The organism is Novosphingobium sp. BL-A-28-Hi1-0D (assembly GCF_055521755.1).
Genome location: NZ_CM145502.1, coordinates 1937718 through 1954508, shown reverse-complemented (window position 1 = coordinate 1954508; position 16791 = coordinate 1937718). Strand labels below are relative to the sequence as shown.

13 protein-coding genes and 1 pseudogene are annotated in these 16791 nt (G+C 60.7%); 5 read left to right on the top strand and 9 right to left on the bottom strand.

The annotated features are described in order from the left end of the window. Positions 1 to 119: 119 nt before the first annotated feature. Positions 120 to 323, bottom strand: coding sequence for an IS1096 element passenger TnpR family protein (locus tag ACZ1JW_RS09550; RefSeq protein WP_465142756.1), 204 nt, complete (start codon positions 321 to 323; stop codon positions 120 to 122). A 116-nt stretch (positions 324 to 439) separates the two neighbouring features. On the opposite strand from ACZ1JW_RS09550, the gene ACZ1JW_RS09545 reads away from it, so the two are divergent. From ACZ1JW_RS09545 to ACZ1JW_RS09535, 3 genes are all read left to right on the top strand, one after another. Continuing rightward, positions 440 to 1156 (top strand): IS6 family transposase, encoded by a 717-nt coding sequence (locus tag ACZ1JW_RS09545; RefSeq protein ID WP_465140390.1) that lies wholly within the window; start codon positions 440 to 442, stop codon positions 1154 to 1156. 178 nt (positions 1157 to 1334) lie between these two features. Further along, a protein-coding gene (locus ACZ1JW_RS09540) for an IS630 family transposase (RefSeq protein WP_465140389.1) occupies positions 1335 to 2281 on the top strand; the annotation gives its coding sequence in 2 pieces (ribosomal slippage) (positions 1335 to 1671 and positions 1671 to 2281; 948 coding nt in all). Between the two features lie 454 nt (positions 2282 to 2735). Then, entirely contained in the window at positions 2736 to 3449 is a 714-nt protein-coding gene (locus tag ACZ1JW_RS09535) for a transporter (RefSeq protein WP_465140388.1), read from the top strand. Positions 3450 to 3452: 3 nt separating this feature from the next. Here ACZ1JW_RS09535 and ACZ1JW_RS09530 read toward each other — a convergent pair whose 3' ends face one another. Genes ACZ1JW_RS09530 through ACZ1JW_RS09520 form a run of 3 tightly spaced genes read right to left on the bottom strand, consistent with a single transcriptional unit; the run spans position 3453 to position 7430 of the window. Further along, complete coding sequence (locus ACZ1JW_RS09530) at positions 3453 to 4880, bottom strand: mechanosensitive ion channel domain-containing protein (RefSeq protein WP_465140387.1); 1428 nt, start codon at positions 4878 to 4880, stop codon at positions 3453 to 3455. Further along, on the bottom strand, positions 4873 to 6954 hold the full coding sequence (locus tag ACZ1JW_RS09525; protein ID WP_465140386.1) for an adenylate/guanylate cyclase domain-containing protein: 2082 nt from the start codon (positions 6952 to 6954) through the stop codon (positions 4873 to 4875). The genes ACZ1JW_RS09530 and ACZ1JW_RS09525 overlap by 8 nt, the downstream gene beginning before the upstream one ends. A 29-nt stretch (positions 6955 to 6983) precedes the next feature. Beyond that, the gene (locus ACZ1JW_RS09520; RefSeq protein ID WP_465140385.1) at positions 6984 to 7430 is read right to left on the bottom strand and encodes an outer membrane protein; all 447 of its coding nucleotides are present in this window, start codon (positions 7428 to 7430) and stop codon (positions 6984 to 6986) included. A gap of 239 nt (positions 7431 to 7669) precedes the next feature. Here ACZ1JW_RS09520 and ACZ1JW_RS09515 point away from each other — a divergent pair. Together ACZ1JW_RS09515 and ACZ1JW_RS09510 are read left to right on the top strand one after the other, a co-directional pair. After that, a pseudogene (locus tag ACZ1JW_RS09515) lies at positions 7670 to 7960 on the top strand (IS6 family transposase); the annotation flags it as partial. A 63-nt stretch (positions 7961 to 8023) separates the two neighbouring features. Then, positions 8024 to 8740, top strand: a complete 717-nt coding sequence (locus tag ACZ1JW_RS09510; protein WP_465140384.1) for an IS6 family transposase — start codon at positions 8024 to 8026, stop codon at positions 8738 to 8740. A gap of 387 nt (positions 8741 to 9127) precedes the next feature. On the opposite strand, the gene ACZ1JW_RS09505 is transcribed toward ACZ1JW_RS09510, so the two are convergent. The 5 genes from ACZ1JW_RS09505 to ACZ1JW_RS09485 all read right to left on the bottom strand — a co-directional run bounded on the left by ACZ1JW_RS09505 (position 9128) and on the right by ACZ1JW_RS09485 (position 16790). Continuing rightward, on the bottom strand, positions 9128 to 9628 hold the full coding sequence (locus ACZ1JW_RS09505) for a LacI family DNA-binding transcriptional regulator (RefSeq protein ID WP_465140383.1): 501 nt from the start codon (positions 9626 to 9628) through the stop codon (positions 9128 to 9130). Between the two features lie 8 nt (positions 9629 to 9636). Next, a complete protein-coding gene (locus tag ACZ1JW_RS09500; protein WP_465140382.1) occupies positions 9637 to 11673 on the bottom strand; it encodes a glycoside hydrolase family 97 protein in 2037 nt (678 codons plus the stop codon). A gap of 5 nt (positions 11674 to 11678) precedes the next feature. After that, entirely contained in the window at positions 11679 to 14123 is a 2445-nt protein-coding gene (locus ACZ1JW_RS09495; RefSeq protein WP_465140381.1) for a TonB-dependent siderophore receptor, read from the bottom strand. A 240-nt stretch (positions 14124 to 14363) separates the two neighbouring features. Continuing rightward, positions 14364 to 15419: a LacI family DNA-binding transcriptional regulator gene (locus ACZ1JW_RS09490; protein WP_465123797.1), complete on the bottom strand. Its 1056-nt coding sequence runs from the start codon at positions 15417 to 15419 to the stop codon at positions 14364 to 14366. Positions 15420 to 15482: 63 nt separating this feature from the next. Beyond that, positions 15483 to 16790: an MFS transporter gene (locus tag ACZ1JW_RS09485; protein WP_465140380.1), complete on the bottom strand. Its 1308-nt coding sequence runs from the start codon at positions 16788 to 16790 to the stop codon at positions 15483 to 15485. Position 16791 lies beyond the last annotated feature (1 nt).

The window sequence follows — 16791 nt, the reverse complement described above, 5'->3', positions numbered from 1 at the left end:
CTCCATACTTCATTTCAGAAAATAGACCAAAGAAAGCCGACTAAGCAGTGTCCGTGGTTAAGAAAAGTTTAGCCGACTGCCCCCAAAATCGTTACTTAGCATAGCCGGAGATCTTGATATCAAGCAAGTCCGGCTGGGACAGCCGCTCTCAGGATGCGCTTGGCCGCCGCATTGCGGCGTGCAGCAATCCGGCCAAGCGCCACCTCGATAGGAAAGACGTCAAGCTCGTCGGGGTCGTATTCGTCCAGCCACTCGCTGATCTCGGCATGGTCCGGATGTGATGGATCAGCTCTGGCTTCCAACATCTCGTAAAAGCCGGGAATGCCACCGCAATCTTCGGGTGGGCAATCTCGCTCGCCGCCAATGTAGCGGGGGTAGGGGCCCTGTCAAAGCTAACGCACCGGTTGGAGTAAGATGCTCCGTCCGCTAGCTTCGCCTGATGCCAAGACCGCGCAAACCTGCGAGCCCGTTCCGCTACTTCAATTCCTCGCCGGAGATCATCCGGCTCGCTGTCATGCTATATGTCCGCTTCCCGTTGTCGCTGCGCAACGTCGAGGATCTCTTATTCGAGCGGGGGATCGACATCTGCCATGAGACGGATCTGCTGTGGTGGAACCGTTTCGGACCAATGTTCGCAGCCGACATCCGCCGGCAGCGGGTGAACCGCATGCGCGGCTTCAGGCACTGGCGCTGGCACCTCGACGAGATGTACGTGAAGTTGAACGGGGAGATGGTCTATCTCTGGCGTGCAGTGGACCAGGAAGGCGAAATACTTGAAAGCTACGTTACCCGCACACGGGACAAAGCAGCCGCCCTCACCTTCATGCGCAAGGCCTTAAAGCGCCACGGATCTCCCGAACGGATCACCACCGATGGTCTACGCTCGTACCGCGCCGCGATGACCGAGCTCCGATGCGAGGACAAGCAGGAGATCGGCAGGTGGGCGAACAACCGGGTGGAGAACAGCCACCTGCCTTTCCGACGACGAGAGCGTGCTATGCTCCGCTTCAGGCAGATGAAGGCGCTACAGAAATTCGCCTCGGTCCACGCCTCGCTCCACAACCACTTCTCCCAGGAACGCCACCTCGTAGACCGACAAACCTTCAAGCAGCGGCGCTCGGCAGCTCTTGCCGAGTGGCAGTCGCTCGCATCCTGAAGTCTGGCCGCCTCTGACACCACTTTGTCGGCAGAGAACGTTTCGCTTTAGACTGACAGCTCCCATTGGAATATTGGGGTAATCCTTAGAGCGTTTTCCACAGCGCCTGAATCGCGAGGGATTCCGTTGGCGTTGAAATTCTGATTCATCCTGCTGGCTGGGCAGGAGGCCAGCATGGATGGCCAGAGCTTTATCTCAGGATTTGCGGGACCGTGTCGTTGCGGCGACAGACGAGGGCATGAGTTGCCGGGCGGCTGCGGCTCGCTTTGGGGTTGGCGTCGCCACGGCGATCCGCTGGCGGCAGCTGGCCCGTGAACATGGCCGCGCCATTGCAGGCAAGCCCGGTGGCGATCAACGCTCGTCGAAAACTGACATTCTTGCGGACCAGATTATGGCGATGCTGGCTGAGAACGGCGACATCAAGCTGGTTGAAATCCAGTCGGGTCTTGCCGTCCAAGGCGTGCATATCGGGATCGGCACCTTGTGGCGGTTCTTTGATCGACGCGGCATCACACGCAAAAAAAGACCGGGCATGCGATCGAGCAAGACCGTCCCGACATCTTGAGACAGCGCCGGGTTTGGTTCGACGATCAACTCGATCTGGAGCCCGGGCGCCTCGTGTTCATCGATGAGACCTGGACCGCGACCAACATGACCCGCAGTCATGGGCGGTGCGCCAAGGGCGAGCGCCTGCGGATGGGCTTCCCCCACGGTCACCGCAAGACGACTACGTTGGTCGCCGGGCTGCGGATGACCGGTATGGTCGCGCCGATGGTGCTCGACGGCCCGATCAACGGCGACTGGTTCGAAGCCTACGTGACGCAGGTACTCATACCCGAACTTCGGCCCGGCGATGTCGTGATCATGGATAATCTGTCGAGCCACAAGCGGGCAACAGTGCGTGAGCGGATCGAAGCCGCAGGCGCATCCCTGCGCTTCCTTCCACCCTACAGCCCAGACTTCAACCCCATCGAAAAGGCGTTCTCCCGCCTCAAGGCTATGCTGCGCAAAGCGGGTGAACGAACCGTCTCAGGCCTGTGGGATCTGATCGGAATGCTCGTCGACATCTTCAAGCCCGACGAATGCGCCAACTACTTCAGCTCGTGTGGATATGATCCAGAATGATCGGAAAACGCTCTAGACTGACAGCTCCACCCGTGGCGTTGTCGGAGCTTCAAGCTCGTTAGACTGATTGGGATCCAGCCAGCGGACACCATCAGGGCAAGCGGTCCATTCATGCCGCACAAACAGGCCAGACAGATGGCCGCACCCTGTCAGATCAAATCGTCAAACCAGAATCCCTCTTGCAGCGCATGGGCCATCCACAGATGACAGCTCCCGGTCTCGGCATCAGCGAAATCCAGCAAGCGGTGCATCCAACTCCAATCGGCGCGTTTGCTTTGACGGTGCCATCTGAATACATGCGCTCCATCGTTGGAACCCGCAGAATGCGCCGAAGGATGATGAGTTTATGTCCGCATACAACCCTTCGGTGACACATATCGCCATACTGTTAGCATGCTCGCTGCCTGCGGTTGCTCGTGCGGACACCCCGGGTGATCAGGCATCCACCTTCTGCGTGGACCGTCCAGGCCAGACCACGCCGCCCTGCGTGCTTGGCGTTAACGAGGCAATGATCGAGATTGGTCTTGCCAGCTGGGACCGCACCGCGACTGGCGGCTCCGACCGTGTGACCGATCTTGCGCTTGGGGCTTCGATGCTGCGCTTCGGTGTCGGATCGCAGACCGAAGTGCAGTTAGGCTGGGCTGGCATGCTGCACAGTTCCTATCGCGACATCGCCAGGGATACCGGCCACGGGCAGACCGATGCAGGCGACATGACGATCGGTTTTGCCCATGGCCTGTCCGGTGCGAATGGCCCGGTTGCGGTACAGGGCTTCGTAACCTTGGCCACGGGTACTGGCAACGCGACCGCAGGAGAGTGGAACGGTGGCCTGCGCGTCCCGGTTGCACTCGATCTGGGCCAGAATTGGCAGATCGGATTGACTCCGGAATTCGATCTGGCGGCGAATGCGAGCGGACATGGCCATCACGTGTCGTTTGGAGGCGCGGCAGGTCTCTCCCACCCGGTCTCGTCCAGTCTCAGTGCGGGTATCGATGTCAGTCTGTTCGAGGACCGGGACCCCGAGGGGACGTCGGCCAACTCGACAGCAACGGCGTCACTGGCCTGGCAGGCAGGCGGTAATACCCAACTCGACCTGGGTGCCGGGTTCGGCATTTCCGGGGATGTCCCGGGCATGCTGTTCTATGTCGGACTAGCCCAGAGGCTATAGGCTTCAGAATGCGGCGTCCAAGCTGCGCAAGGCGCGTTCGGTAAGGTCTATGGCTTCCTCGAATTTGCGCGCAAGAGCGGGGTTGGCGTTCAGAAACTGCAGCACATCGATCGTATCCACCACCAGGACCGTCGTTTCCTCGGTTGCGACAAGATAGAGGCCGGAAGGTGATGTGGTAAGGTATGCGCGATTTACGAAGAAATCGCCGTCGCTCACCGTCTGAACCGCCTCGCGTCCCTCGGGCCCGTCGACTTGTGCGGAAAGCAGCCCTTCCAGCACGACGAACAATCGCGCGAACGGCTCGCTCGCAGCCAGCAGCACCTCGTCCTCGTCGTAGATCTGGATCCTGGCCGCATCTACCAGAGCATCGAATCCGTTGGCGTTGCGAGGGAATATTCCGGTGCCCGCCATGGCTTCGGCGATCTCATCGCGCGGTACCACGTGTGGCGCAAACCGATACCGGCGATTGACCGCACCGGCGAAATCAAGTCCTTCGCGTTGGCAGACGTACCAGAGCTTCCGGAAGAAATGGGTGAGGCCCTCGTCGCCATCGAAGCGAGTGGCGGCGTGGAAGGTGACTTCAAACTCGATCCCGTCATCACCAAGCCCGACAATGTCGATGCCCGGCCCCGGTTCCCTGAGGATCAGGCTGACTGCATTCAGGGCGCGTTCGATCGCGGCGCTGGCGCGGGCAGGGGGAACCGAATAGGCGAACTTCACGCGCACGCTCTGGCCAAAGGGCCTGACATCGGTGTTGATCACCATGAACTGCGCTTTGGCGAGTTCGGAATTGGGGAACACGACAAGGTGCTCGTCGTCGAGCGTTTCGACAGTGACCGAGCGCCAGTCCATCTGCACGATGCGCCCGGCTACCCCGTCGCTTTCGATCCAGTCGCCTTCCTTGAAATGACGGCCCGAAATCAGCGATATGCCGGCAAACAGACCGGACACGGTATCCTGCAATGCAAGGCCGAGCACGACCGACCCGACGCCCAGTGCAGCCAGCATGTTGCCAAGATCGACGCCCCAGATGCTTGATGCGACGAAGGCGGCCGCGAGCAGCACGATGATCAGACGCAGCAGATCGAGGATCAGGGCGGGTATGCGGCGCGCCCAATCAGCTGCAAGCATTCCGGAGTGAACCGCAGCGTTGATAGCGGCAAGGCCGGCATTGATCCCGGCAACCACAAGCAAGCTCTGCAACACGCGCGGCAGCAGGTCATCCGGATGCATGCCGGAAATGCGCGTTGCGAGCACGAACAAGGCCGCTGTCGGCAGGATCGTCAACTGGATCAGCGTGCAGATGGCCGCCGCCTTGCGGAAGCGCGGCAGCAGACTGCGCCGCAATTCCAGCAACATGATCACCAGTGCCGGGTAACCGATCGTGACGGCCAAGGTCCAGCCAAGCGTGGCCATGACGCTTTCAGACACGGGCCGAAGCCTCGATCGCCGTGCTTTCGATAGCAGCAGTCTCGGCCAGTTCGGCGGCCATCGCCTCGCTGAAGTTGATGCCCGGACGTCCGTCAATCAGGGCAAGGCGCCGGGCTTCTGCAACGCATTCGCCGAGCAGTTCATAGACGAAGCGCCTGCGCCCCACGATGCCGGCATCTACCTCGCCGAACGCGAGACCGACCTGTAATTGGAGTGAATAGCCCTTGGCCTGATTGAAGCGGGCGAGGATGACAAGCATTTCCTCGGCGAAGGCGCGGGCCCGCTGGCGGTGGTCAAGTCGCGGCGTGGATAGGCCGCAGGCGGCGAGATAGGCATCGCCGATGGTCTTGATCTTCTCGACGCCATGCCGTTCCGCAGCTTCGTCGATGGCATCGACCAGTTCGTTCAACAGGCCGATCGACTCTGCCGCCGAGGTCTGTTTGATGATCGAATTGAGGCCGTGGATGGTTGCATAGATGATGCTGACGTTCTGGAAAGTATCCGCGACCATCGTCTCCCCGCCACTGACCCGGTCGGCCACCGCATCAGGGAGAATATTGCGCAGAAGCTTCTCGTACTGGGCAGTCTTCGAGGCGATAACCTGATTTCGCTCATCCAACTCGTCCAGCATCTCGTTGAATGCCTTGCCGAGTTCCTCGAACTCGTCGGTGCCGATGATTGGAATCTGGAAGTGGGTCTCACCACTGCGCAGGCGCTGTACACCGGCCTGAAGGCGCGCGATCGGGCCGAGGAAGAAGCGCGATCCGAACATCGAGAAGAGCGTGATCAGGATCGCCATCAGGCCCGTGGCAAGAAACACCCGCTCGCGCAGGGTGCTGACTGGTTCGAGCGCTTCGGCCACGTCCTTTTCGGCGATGATTGCCCAGCGCATGCCGCCCACATCGAAAGGTGCATAAGCCGAAAGCACGGGCTCGCCGCGATAATCGCGGATGCTGTCGCTGCCGGTTTCTCCATCAAGCGCACGCTTGACGGCCAAGGTGGCGAAGGTCTGGTTCAGGATCGAATGCCCAGATGTACGGATCGCTTCGATGGTCGGTTTGGAGACCTCAAGGCCGGCCAGCGTCTTGAGATAGCCCGCCTTGTCCTCGACAAGGAAACGGCTGTCCGACCGAGCGGTGCCGTCCTGTCCAACAAGGTAGACTTCCCCCGTCTTGCCAAGGCCTTCCGAAGTCCATCTACCTGACGACGTCAGCGCAGCGTTGAGGTCGTCGATCGAAAGCTGGCCGATCACCACGGCGACAGTGCGCCCGTCCATCTGGACCGGTGCGGCAATGAACGAGGAGGGGATGTCGAAAGAGGCGCGATACTTGTCGAAATCCACAAGTGCCGTTCCGGTCGCATCTACGCGACCATCCCTGGCCAGCCTGAAAGCGCGCGCGAGGCCGCTGTCACGATAAGGGCCGGTCTCGAGATTGGTGGCGAAATCCGCTTCCTTCTGAGCGGAGTAAAGCACATCGCCGCTGGCTACATCGACCAGGAACAAGTCGTACAGCTTCATCGCTTCCATGGCCTTCACCATTCCGGGATGAAAGCGGTTGTGCGCGGCCGAGTAGGCTTTGACGCTTGCAACCTGTTCGCCATTCAGGCCGAGTTGATAACGCTTGCTGTCGCTGTTCGGATTCGATGCGATGTACGCGGCCTGCAGCCGGACGGCCGATGTGGTCCTTGGCCAGTAGTCTGCCAAAATCGCACTTCCCGCGTGGTCCGGGACCTTCGGCAGGAATTTCTCGCGATAGTAGGCTTCGAGCTGTTCCTGAGCAATTCCATCGCCATCGCGCGCTTCGGCTGCGAACGCAGCGCGCAACATCGCAGCAGCTTCCGGCAGTTGGGCGCTGCGCGCATAGACCGCGAACATACGGGCTTCGCTGTCGAAGTAACGGGCAACATCAGCCTTCTTCGTTTCGCGGATCGAGACCAGTTGGTCGGTAATCGCCCCGCGCAAGGCGCTCTCGGCACTGAAGTAGCTGATGCTGCCGATCGCGAAGGCCGCTGTGATGCCGCTCGTGCAGAGCATGACGAGCAGTTTCGAGCTGACCGAAACGCAGATGCGCATCCTGCTACTCCCTTGCCGATTGCCGGTCGTCAGAACAGGATGCCGACGCCGACCGCGAACTGCTCGGCGCTGGTCTTGTCGAGGTGGCGGTACTCGATGTCGGCTAGGAATTTGCCGAAGCTGTGTTCCAGACCTGCGCCGTAGACCGCCTGGGTTTCCTCGTTACCGCCGGTCGAGACGCCGCCCAGGCCATAGAGCTTGTCGGCCTCGCTGAGCTTTGCGCCCGCGCGGACAACCGTTGCGAACGTGACCTTGGTGTCCTCGGCGAGCACCTTGTCGATGCCGATCTCGGCGCCGACGAACAGGGTCTTGCCAAGGTCGAAGTCGTAGCCCGCTGCAAAGCCTACAAGGCCTTCGCTCTCGCCCTCTGCGCGTTCGACACCAGCGTTGATCTGGGCGTGGCCTTCGCCTTCGATACCCTCGGCAAATGCGGGCGTGGCGGCCAGCAGGCCGACAGCCAGAAACAATATCTTCATTGTAACCCCTCATGACGTCTGGCGACTGATCTGCGCCATGCCGACCAGCAACCAACCAGACACAAAACCCCTATTCCGAGGTGGACAGGGAAGCCATAACCGACCCGGCTATGCGTTGAGTGGTTGTCGTCAAGTCAGACGCACCGGTTGGAGAGGGACGCTCGGACCGCTAGCGTCGGGGCACTGTCAAAAGGAATGCACCACTAGCGATGGATGAGGGCGGGTTGCAGGAACCATTTATGGGCCGCCCTCGCAAACCAGAAAATCCATTCCGCTATTTCCACTCCTCGCCTGAGGTCATTCGCCTGATGGTGATGCTGTATGTTCGCTTTCCGCTAAGCCTGCGAAACGCGGAGGATTTGCTGTTCGAGCGCGGCATAGACATTTGTCACGAAACGGTGCGGCTATGGTGGAACAGGTTCGGGCCGATGTTCGCGGCCGACATCCGGCGCCAGCGCGTGAGCCGCATGCGCAGTTTCCGGCATTGGAAGTGGCACCTCGACGAGGTCTACGTGAAGATCAACGGCGAGATGGGCCCTGTCAAAGCTAACGCACCGGTTGGATTAAGATGCTCCGTCCGCTAGCTTCGCCTGATGCCAAGACCGCGCAAACCTGCGAGCACGTTCCGCTACTTCAATTCCTCGCCGGAGATCATCCGGCTCGCTGTCATGCTATATGTCCGCTTCCCGTTGTCGCTGCGCAACGTCGAGGATCTCTTATTCGAGCGGGGGATTGATGTCTGCCATGAGACGGTACGGCTGTGGTGGAACCGTTTCGGACCAATGTTCGCAGCCGACATCCGCCGGCAGCGGGTGAACCGCATGCGCGGCTTCAGGCACTGGCGCTGGCACCTCGACGAGATGTACGTGAAGTTGAACGGGGAGATGGTCTATCTCTGGCGTGCAGTGGACCAGGAAGGCGAGGTGCTTGAAAGCTACGTGACCCGCACACGGGACAAAGCAGCCGCCCTCACCTTCATGCGCAAGGCCTTAAAGCGCCACGGATCTCCCGAACGGATCACCACCGATGGTCTACGCTCGTACCGCGCCGCGATGACCGAGCTCCGATGCGAGGACAAGCAGGAGATCGGCAGGTGGGCGAACAACCGGGTGGAGAACAGCCACCTGCCTTTCCGACGACGAGAGCGTGCCATGCTGCGCTTCAGGCAGATGAAGGCGCTACAAAAATTCGCCTCGGTCCACGCTTCCCTCCACAACCACTTCTCCCAGGAACGCCACCTCGTCGACAGAGAGACCTTCAAGCAGCGGCGCTTGGCAGCTCTTGCCGAGTGGCAGTCGCTCGCATCCTGAAGTCTGTCTGCCTCTGGGGCAACTTTGTCAGCAGAGAACGTTTCGCTTTAGACTGACAGCTCCGCCGAAACTTGCCATCCGGTGGACCGCGAGAGCACTCCTGCCCATGTCCGGGTTTGCGGACGATCCGGAAGGGCAGCTTACGGACCGCGAAACCGAGTTAGCGGCCGTTTAAACGAGGCGGCGCCAACGGTGGCTGTCGACCAAAACTTGCCAGTCAGGCGCGGTGCCGACTATGTCGGCTTTGGTGCTAATCGGTCGATCGCTCCAACTAGGCTTAGCAGGTGGCGAGACGCTAAAAGAAGTTAGCAATATTCTGCGCCGTCGCGCGCATTGCAGTGACAAAAATCGCTACTTCCTCGAGCCGCATCGAAGTATTAAGCACATTCAACTCCCTAGCTGCGCTCCATCTTTCAGGTCATCAGCGATTTTCGACACTTTGACGCAGTATTTCGCTTCAGAACGGCCAGCCTTTTCGGGACGGGCCGACGCAAACGTCAGCCACAGTTTCTGAGGCACCTGTTCACTGTTGAATCCGCTGTCATCGATGGTCAGTTCGACGCCAACGCCGTTTCGGATTGCCAGATCAACGATGGCTTCCGCGAGTTGTGCAAGGAACACGTCGATTTCAGGACCGCCTGCAGACAACGATTTGACTCGAGTTGGGTGCCCCGACGTTCTTCCGCTGCGCAAGTTGCTCGCATGGGGGTTGATCGAAAAGTCATGCGTTCTGGCGATCTCGTCGATCCGGCGCCTTGTTTCAGCCCTTACACCAGGCTTGCCGGCAAGCGATCTTGAGACGGTAGAAGGGGTGACACCAGCCAACCGCGCAATATCGGCGATAGTCCTGACGCCTTGCGGTTGGAGGTGGCAGCTTGCTTCACCCATGCGTGCTGTCACAGTGCGCGGAAGCGGATGGCCTGCCCGCCGCCCGACGCCAGAGCGAGAGTGAGAACAGTTCTGGAGGTAACGATCTTGCGCTGGATAACGATGCGCTCGGGCGCAGTCCGCCAGTCCGCTCCCGGCCCGTCGGCATAGATCTGCGCTTCGTAGCGCTTGCCTGGCTCAAGGAAGTCCAGTGGGATGGACAAGTTCCGGGCAGTGTCGTTGGTCAGGGCACCAAGGAACCAGTCCTTTCCGGATCGTGCTTGCCTCGCTGTGACCACATACTCGCCGATCTGCCCTGCCAGTGTCCGGCTTTGCTCCCAGTCCGTGGGCACCTCTCGGATGAACTGGAAAGCAGGGTTGCCCTCGTAGTTCTCGGGCAGATCCACGGCCATTTGCACAGGGGAGTAGATCACGACGAAGAGCGCAAGCTGCTGCGCGAGCGTCGAGGGGACGCGATTGCCCGGGCGCTTGTCCCGGTAATCGAAGTTGAAGACGCCGGGGGTGTAATCGAATGGCCCTGACAGCATTCGCGTGAACGGGACGATGGCAAGATGGTCCGGCGCATTTCCGGAGTCCGGGCTGCCGCCATTGTATTCCTGCCCGCGCGCGCCTTCGCGGCTCATCAGGTTGGGCCAGGTCCGGCGCAGGCCTGTGTCCTTGACCGGTTCGTGCGGGAAGAGCGCGATGTGGTGCCTCGCCGCAGCTTCGACGACCTTCTGGAAGTTCTCTACCGCATACTGTCCGTCGGGCCATTCGGTCATGTCATGACGCGTGCCGACATAGCCCAGCTTGATCGCCTTGATCCCGTAGCGGTCGTAGTAATCGAGCGCGGGTTCGAGTTGGCGCAGGTAGTCCTGCACCTGGGCCCCGGTCTCGTGATGGCCGACGATGTCCACCCCTCGGGCCTTGGCGTGAGCGGAGACCGCATGCATGTCGAAATCCGCAGCCGCTTCGTTCTGGATGAAGCGGGAGTGCCCGTTCAGCCACCATTGCGGCGCTTCCCAGCCCTTGTTCCAGCCTTCGAACAGCACGCCGGGGATGCCATGCGTGGCTGCCCAGTCAATGTATCGCAGCGCGCGAGCGGTGGTTGCGCCATGGTCCGAGCCCGGCTCCCAGGTGTACTTGCCGATGTGCATGCCCCAGAAGATGCCGATGTACTTCATCGGCTTGGCCCATGATGCATCGCCCAGACGGTTAGGCTCGTTGAGATTGAGAATCAGGGTTGAGTCGGCAAGCTTTGCGGCATTGTCAGCCACAAGAACGGTCCGCCACGGCGTTACGAGGCCGCCATGGGCGCGCACCAGATCACCGTTGGACCATGGCGACAGATCGGCCTTCAGGGTCTTTGTGTTGTCCGCAACCAGCCGCAAGTTCATCGAGGCATAATCGACCAGCGCGGCTTCATGAACCGCCATGGCGACGCCTTGGCCCTCAACCGTAAGGGGCGTCTGAACCGCCGGCAGGGCGGACAATGCCGAGCGCGAATACTCGTACTCGGAGTATTTCTCGCGATAGGCCGGAATCCACCACGCGCGGTAATTTTGCGCGAACGCGAACTGGGTGACCTCATCGCTGATGACAAAACGCTCCGACGTTTCGCCGGGGAGGACGTAGCGGAAGCCGAACCCGTCGTCGAAGACACGGAATTCGATGCGCAGCTTGCGTCCGTCAGATGCCGTGACGGTCGCGAGGAAGCCGTTGCTCTCGTCCTTGATGACCCGGCGTTCGCCCCAAGGCTGTTGCCATGACGCATTTGTCGACGTTCGCCTGGTGTCGGCGAGCACCAGGCCTGAAACCAGCGGCTCGCGGTCCTTGAAGCGGAAACCCAGCAAGGAGCGATCAATGATCGGCTTGCCCTTGAAGCTCGCGCGATAGACGGCCTCTCCCTTGTCGACGGCGAAGTCCACCTCCAGCCGCCCATCGGGTGAGCGGACCTCCAGCCACTCCTGCGCCCGCGCTGCAGGAGATAAAAAGAAAGCCGTGGCAGCAAGAGCTGCCACGGCAAGGTGGGAGGTGAATTGACGGATGGCGGTCAGGAGAACCATCGTCGTCAGAACTGGAAGGTTACGCCTGCGCGGACCCGGCGGCCGAAGATCGGACGGCCCTGAAACGCAGTCTCGTTCACGCCGGTGATCACACCTGCACGCGGGTTGCCTTCGGTAAGACCCACCGTATCGAACAGGTTCGTGACAATGACTTCGGCCGAAAGGTTGTCGGCAATGTTCCACCGTCCGCCAAGGCTGACTTCGGTGAATGCCGGCAGATCGATGCGGTTCGACACATCGGCAAAGCGCTTACCAGTGTGCATGACGTTGCTGTAGATATCGACCTTGCCGTCGAGCAGGTGGAGGACGGGGCGGATCGAGAAGGTCATGGCCGGCTGGCGCACGATGCGGTTGCCGCTGAAGTCGAACGGACCATTGCCATCGGTGCCGCTGAAACCAGTGTACTTGATCGACTGCAGGTTGCCCGAGAAGTTGACCTCGAACATCTCGACCGGACGGAGCGCGAGTTCCAGTTCGACACCGTAGGAGCGAGCGGCCGCCTGCGCGGTCTGCGGAGCGCCTGCGACGATGTTGTTGAACGAGATGTTCGGGAAGTTGTTGTAGAACACGGTCACGAAGGCCGAGACTGGGCGCGAGGAGTACTTGAGGCCTGCCTCGACCAGATCGATGCGGTCTTCCACCGGATTACAGCAATTGAACCACTGCGAGAATTCAGGCGTGACGCGGAAGCTGCGGCTGTAGCGGGCAAAGGCGGCAAGGTCGGGGTTGAACGTGTAGTTCAGACCTGCCGAGAACGCCCATTCTCCGGTCTTGAACTTGTAGGGCGTGATCGCGCCGCTCAGCACGGTGACCGCATCGTCGAGCACGGTGTTTGGATCACCAAGGTTGACGGTCTTGCTCTGGGCAATCGTGCCCTTCTTGCTGACGTGGTGGTAGCGTGCGCCGAAGTCCAGGCGCAGGGCCGGGCTGACTTCGAACGAGTCCGCAAGGTACAGCGCGTTGATCGTCACGTCGTCGCGGAAGTCCTGCAGGTTGCTGTGCAAGCCGACGATGCCGTTGCGGGTCAGGGCGATGGTCTTGTTGCCGGCAGCATCAAGACCGAAGACATCGATCGATCGGGGCTGGTTGGCAGCCTCGGTCAGCACGTTGTTCCAGTTCCACTGCTGCCGCTGCGTGAACTGGCTGTGATAGTAGCCGACGGTCAGCGTGTTGCTGCCGGTCTTGGCTGTGAAGCTGAGATCGCCCACCAGATTGTCGACATCGACATAGGTCGAGAAGATGTTCTGAACCAGCGTGAGGCCATTGGCGATGCTGGCCGTGGGAATCGCCGCACCGGTATTGGCGTTGAAATAGCCGGCACGCACCGTTGCAGGATTTGCTGCCTGCAGACGTCCCAGCGAGTTGTCCAGGAACGCCTGCGCGCCAGCCACCTGGTCGCTGAACAGCGCGTTGAAGTCGACCACGCCGCCGGTGTAGCGGCCCTTGGCGCTGACGCTCAGCCAGTCGTTGAACTTGTTGTCGAAAGTAACGGTGAACGTATCGGTGTTGGTGTGGACACCATTGCCGAGGTCGATCGAGGTGCTGCCGGTGCCGTAGAGATCCGGCACGGTGATGTTGCGGAATGCCGGGGATACGACCGTGCCATCGCCCGCATCGAGACCGGGCAGGCCCTTGCTCTTGCTGGCGAGCGGAATGCCCGTGTAGAAGATGTTGCGATCGTTGAGCTTGCGATAGCCGACGTAGATCTCGCCATCGTCGAGCAGATAGGTAAGGCCTGCACGGAACTGGCCGCCGCGGTTTCCGGTGAAGCCCGGATCGCGCATGCCGTTGTTCGAGCGATAGAACCCGCCGACGTTGAAGCGCAGCTTGTCGTTAATAGGACCGGTCAGGCTGAAGTCACCGCGATAGTGATCGTAGTCGCCCCATTCCAGCTTCACGAGGCCCTGCAGGTCGGCCGTGCCCTTCTTGGTGATGACGTTGAGAACGCCGCCAGGGGCATTCGAAGCTGTGATCGATGCCGAACCGCCGCGCACGATCTGGGCGCTCTGGATGGTCTGGTCGACGCGGTAGAAGATGTCGGCATTGGTGAAGGCACCGGCGCCTTCCTCCCACACGGGAAGGCCATCTTCCAGAACGGGCACGTAGCGGAAGTTGTCGTTGGGAAGCCCGCGTGAATAGACGTTGTTGCCGATTTCGCCGCCAGAGGATTCAGCAAAGATGCCCGGCGCCGTGGCGTAGACTTCCGAAATGCTGACCGGCGCACGCTGCTGCAGATCGGCCGACGACAGCGTGGTAATCGCGTAAGACGTTTCCATCTTCTTGCGGCCCGAACTGGCGCCGGTGACGATGATCTCGGCAAGGCCGAGGTTGTCGTCAGCCGCAGTAGCATCTTCCGTGGCCGCAGGCTGTGCAGTCTGGGCGTGGGCTGGTGCGGCCATCGCAACGAGTGCGACAGTGGAGAGCGCGGCGATACGCGTCGAAACCTTCATGACATCCCCCTTGAAAAGGTGCTTGCAGACGACTCATTGGTGGCCGTCTGGCCGACGCTCTTTTCCCGCAAAACAACAATCGATTGCAATGAATTTGTGCAATAATATCCAGAGTTGCAGTCCATCCAACCGCTCCATGGATGATAATGAACTGATTTAGCTTGGTTTAACTGCAATCGCCCAGAGCCGTATGGTTGGAAGTTGCATAACTTTTTCGATTCCTGGCGCGAAGGATTGCAGTCACGCGCCACAGGATCCACGAATGATCAGCTCTGTTGGCAATCGCTCGGATACGGCGCGGTGGCCGTCCATCATGCGCAGCACTTTGGACACCAGCATGTTGCCAGCCTTGATCACGTCCTGCCGCACGGTGCTCAACTGCGGGCTGGAGAACGAGGCAACGTCGATATCATCATAGCCGATCAGGGCGACATCTTCGGGGACACGCAGGCCGTGCCGCTTGAGCGCCTGCAAAGCTCCGAGCGCAACAATGTCCGAGGCAGCAACGATCGAGTCGAAAGCTACCCCGCGCTCGACGAGATTGTCGACGGCATCAGCACCCTCATAACGGCTCGAGAACGGAGTCTGGACGATTGCAGGATCAAAAGGAATGCCCTCGGCGGTCAAGGCAGCCTTGTAGCCCTCGAGCCTCTGGGCGATCTGAGACAGTGCCGTCCGCGCCTCGGCGATCGGCGGCATGGATCCGAAGAACGCAATACGCTTCCGACCGGTCCGGATAAGGTGGCGCGTCGCGCGGAAGCCACCATCAAAGTTGTCGGTGCCCACCGAACAGTAGCGCTGCCCTTCGGTTTCCACGCCCCAAACCACGATCGGACGATTGGCCGCCCCGAAACGATTGAGCGCATCATGAAACTGCGACTGCCCGAAGAAGATGAACCCGCGATAAGGGGAGGTGTCGATGAACTCGCTCAAAGTCCGATCATCATGCGGAGTTTGCCAACTGATCGAGAAATCGCGACGCCTTTCTCTTAGCGCAGCGCCGATGCCGCCGAGCAGCGACAACTCGAACGGATTGCCGAGCTGTCCGCCATGCCCGGTGGCAACAGGCAGGACGACGCAGACCTGTTCTGGCAGGTTCCCCTTGCCGGACTTGCCCTTCGGCCCCCGCTTGGGTGCGGAGTAGCCCAGCCGTGCCGCCGTCTGGACCACCAGTTCGCGTGTCTCCTCACTGATTGCAGTGTTCCCTGCAATCGCCCGCGACACCGTGGCGGTCGAGAGGCCGAGCTCCTCGGCAATGTGTTTCAGCGTAAACTTGCGTCCGGCACCATCTTCCATGCAACTCTCCTTGGACCCAGCCATCGGAGATAGATTTGCGCAAAATATTGCACAGTTTGCAAACTAAATTGCAGATCGCCGTGCCCCGGTCGCCGCGATGACGGCGGCGAGACAGCAGAAAGCCCCGGCGATCAGCAACGTGCCTGACGGGTTGCCCGCTGGAAACATCCGGACCACCGCGCGCATGCCAAGGCCCATCACCAGCTGCGGCACTACAATGAACACGTTCATCAGGCCGATCGCGCCGCCTGCCTCTCCCTGCCGGGCGATACGGCTCGCCATGACGAAGGGCGCGCTGAGCATCGAGGCATAGGCTATGCCGATCAGGCCAGCGCAGACCAGCAGCAGCAGGGGGGTTCCCGCCAGCGCTACACCTGCAAAGCCGAAGGAACCGGCCAGAAGGTTAGTGGAATGGACGCGAGACACGCCGAACTTCTCGAAGAGGCGGGGCAAGATGAAGGCGAAGAGCCCCGCCACGCCATTGTATGTCGCGAACATGACACCGACCCAGTCCGCGCCGTCGCCATAACGCGGATCTTCTACCGATCTGGCAGCGAAAGCGCCCTGTGCTACGACCGGCGTTGCGTAGACCCACAGCAGATAGAGCGCAGCCCAGGCAAAAAACTGCATGGCCGCGATCCGGCGATAGGCAAGAAGATTGGCTAGCCAGTCTGCCGAAGTCCGTCCGGTCTCGCGCTCGTCCACCTGTTGATCCGTCAAACAGATGCCGAAGCGCGCGTAGTCTTCCTTCGAGTATTCGCGCACCTTGAGGACCGTGCCGGCGACCGAGATCGCCAGGCATGTCGCCGCCGCAAGGAACGCCAGCCGCACCGAGACCGGCGTGGCACCTTCGGCAACGACATTGGGCATTCCAGCGACGCTGAGGGCCTTTGGCACCAGAGCACCAAGGAACGCACCAACACCGATGAAGACGGTCTGCATGGCAAAGCCCCTGCCGTGCTGCTGCTCGGGCAAAGTGTCGCCAACCAGCGCTCGGTAGGGTGCATTAAGGGCGTTCATCGAGATTTCGAGCAGCCAGATCATTGCGATTGCCCAGACCAGGCTCGGCGCGAACGCGATCCCTGTGAGCGCAGCAGTCGCGATGGTTCCCGAACCGAGCATCCATGGCCGACGGCGCCCGAACCGCGTCCAGCTCCTGTCACTCAGGCGGCCGATCACCGGTTGAACCAGCAGCCCTGATACTGGCCCTGCGAGCCACAGTAGTGCCAGATCTTCGACGCCGGCCCCAAAGCCCTGATAAATGCGGCTGAGGCTGGCGCTCTCTATCCCGAACGTGATCTGCAACCCAAGATAGCCCGCGCTCAGGCCAATGATACGGCTCTGCGTGACTGGCGGCAATGCACCCTTCATT

What these genes read in the sequence shown, in the direction of transcription:
- ACZ1JW_RS09490 (WP_465123797.1), bottom strand. Translation starts at nt 15,419, where the DNA reads ATGGAAGATGGTGCCGGACGCAAGTTTACGCTGAAACACATTGCCGAG.
- ACZ1JW_RS09510 (WP_465140384.1), top strand. Translation starts at nt 8,024, where the DNA reads ATGCCAAGACCGCGCAAACCTGCGAGCACGTTCCGCTACTTCAATTCC.
- ACZ1JW_RS09485 (WP_465140380.1), bottom strand. Translation starts at nt 16,790, where the DNA reads ATGAAGGGTGCATTGCCGCCAGTCACGCAGAGCCGTATCATTGGCCTG.
- ACZ1JW_RS09505 (WP_465140383.1), bottom strand. Translation starts at nt 9,628, where the DNA reads ATGGGTGAAGCAAGCTGCCACCTCCAACCGCAAGGCGTCAGGACTATC.
- ACZ1JW_RS09525 (WP_465140386.1), bottom strand. Translation starts at nt 6,954, where the DNA reads ATGCGCATCTGCGTTTCGGTCAGCTCGAAACTGCTCGTCATGCTCTGC.
- ACZ1JW_RS09500 (WP_465140382.1), bottom strand. Translation starts at nt 11,673, where the DNA reads ATGGTTCTCCTGACCGCCATCCGTCAATTCACCTCCCACCTTGCCGTG.
- ACZ1JW_RS09520 (WP_465140385.1), bottom strand. Translation starts at nt 7,430, where the DNA reads ATGAAGATATTGTTTCTGGCTGTCGGCCTGCTGGCCGCCACGCCCGCA.
- ACZ1JW_RS09495 (WP_465140381.1), bottom strand. Translation starts at nt 14,123, where the DNA reads ATGAAGGTTTCGACGCGTATCGCCGCGCTCTCCACTGTCGCACTCGTT.
- ACZ1JW_RS09545 (WP_465140390.1), top strand. Translation starts at nt 440, where the DNA reads ATGCCAAGACCGCGCAAACCTGCGAGCCCGTTCCGCTACTTCAATTCC.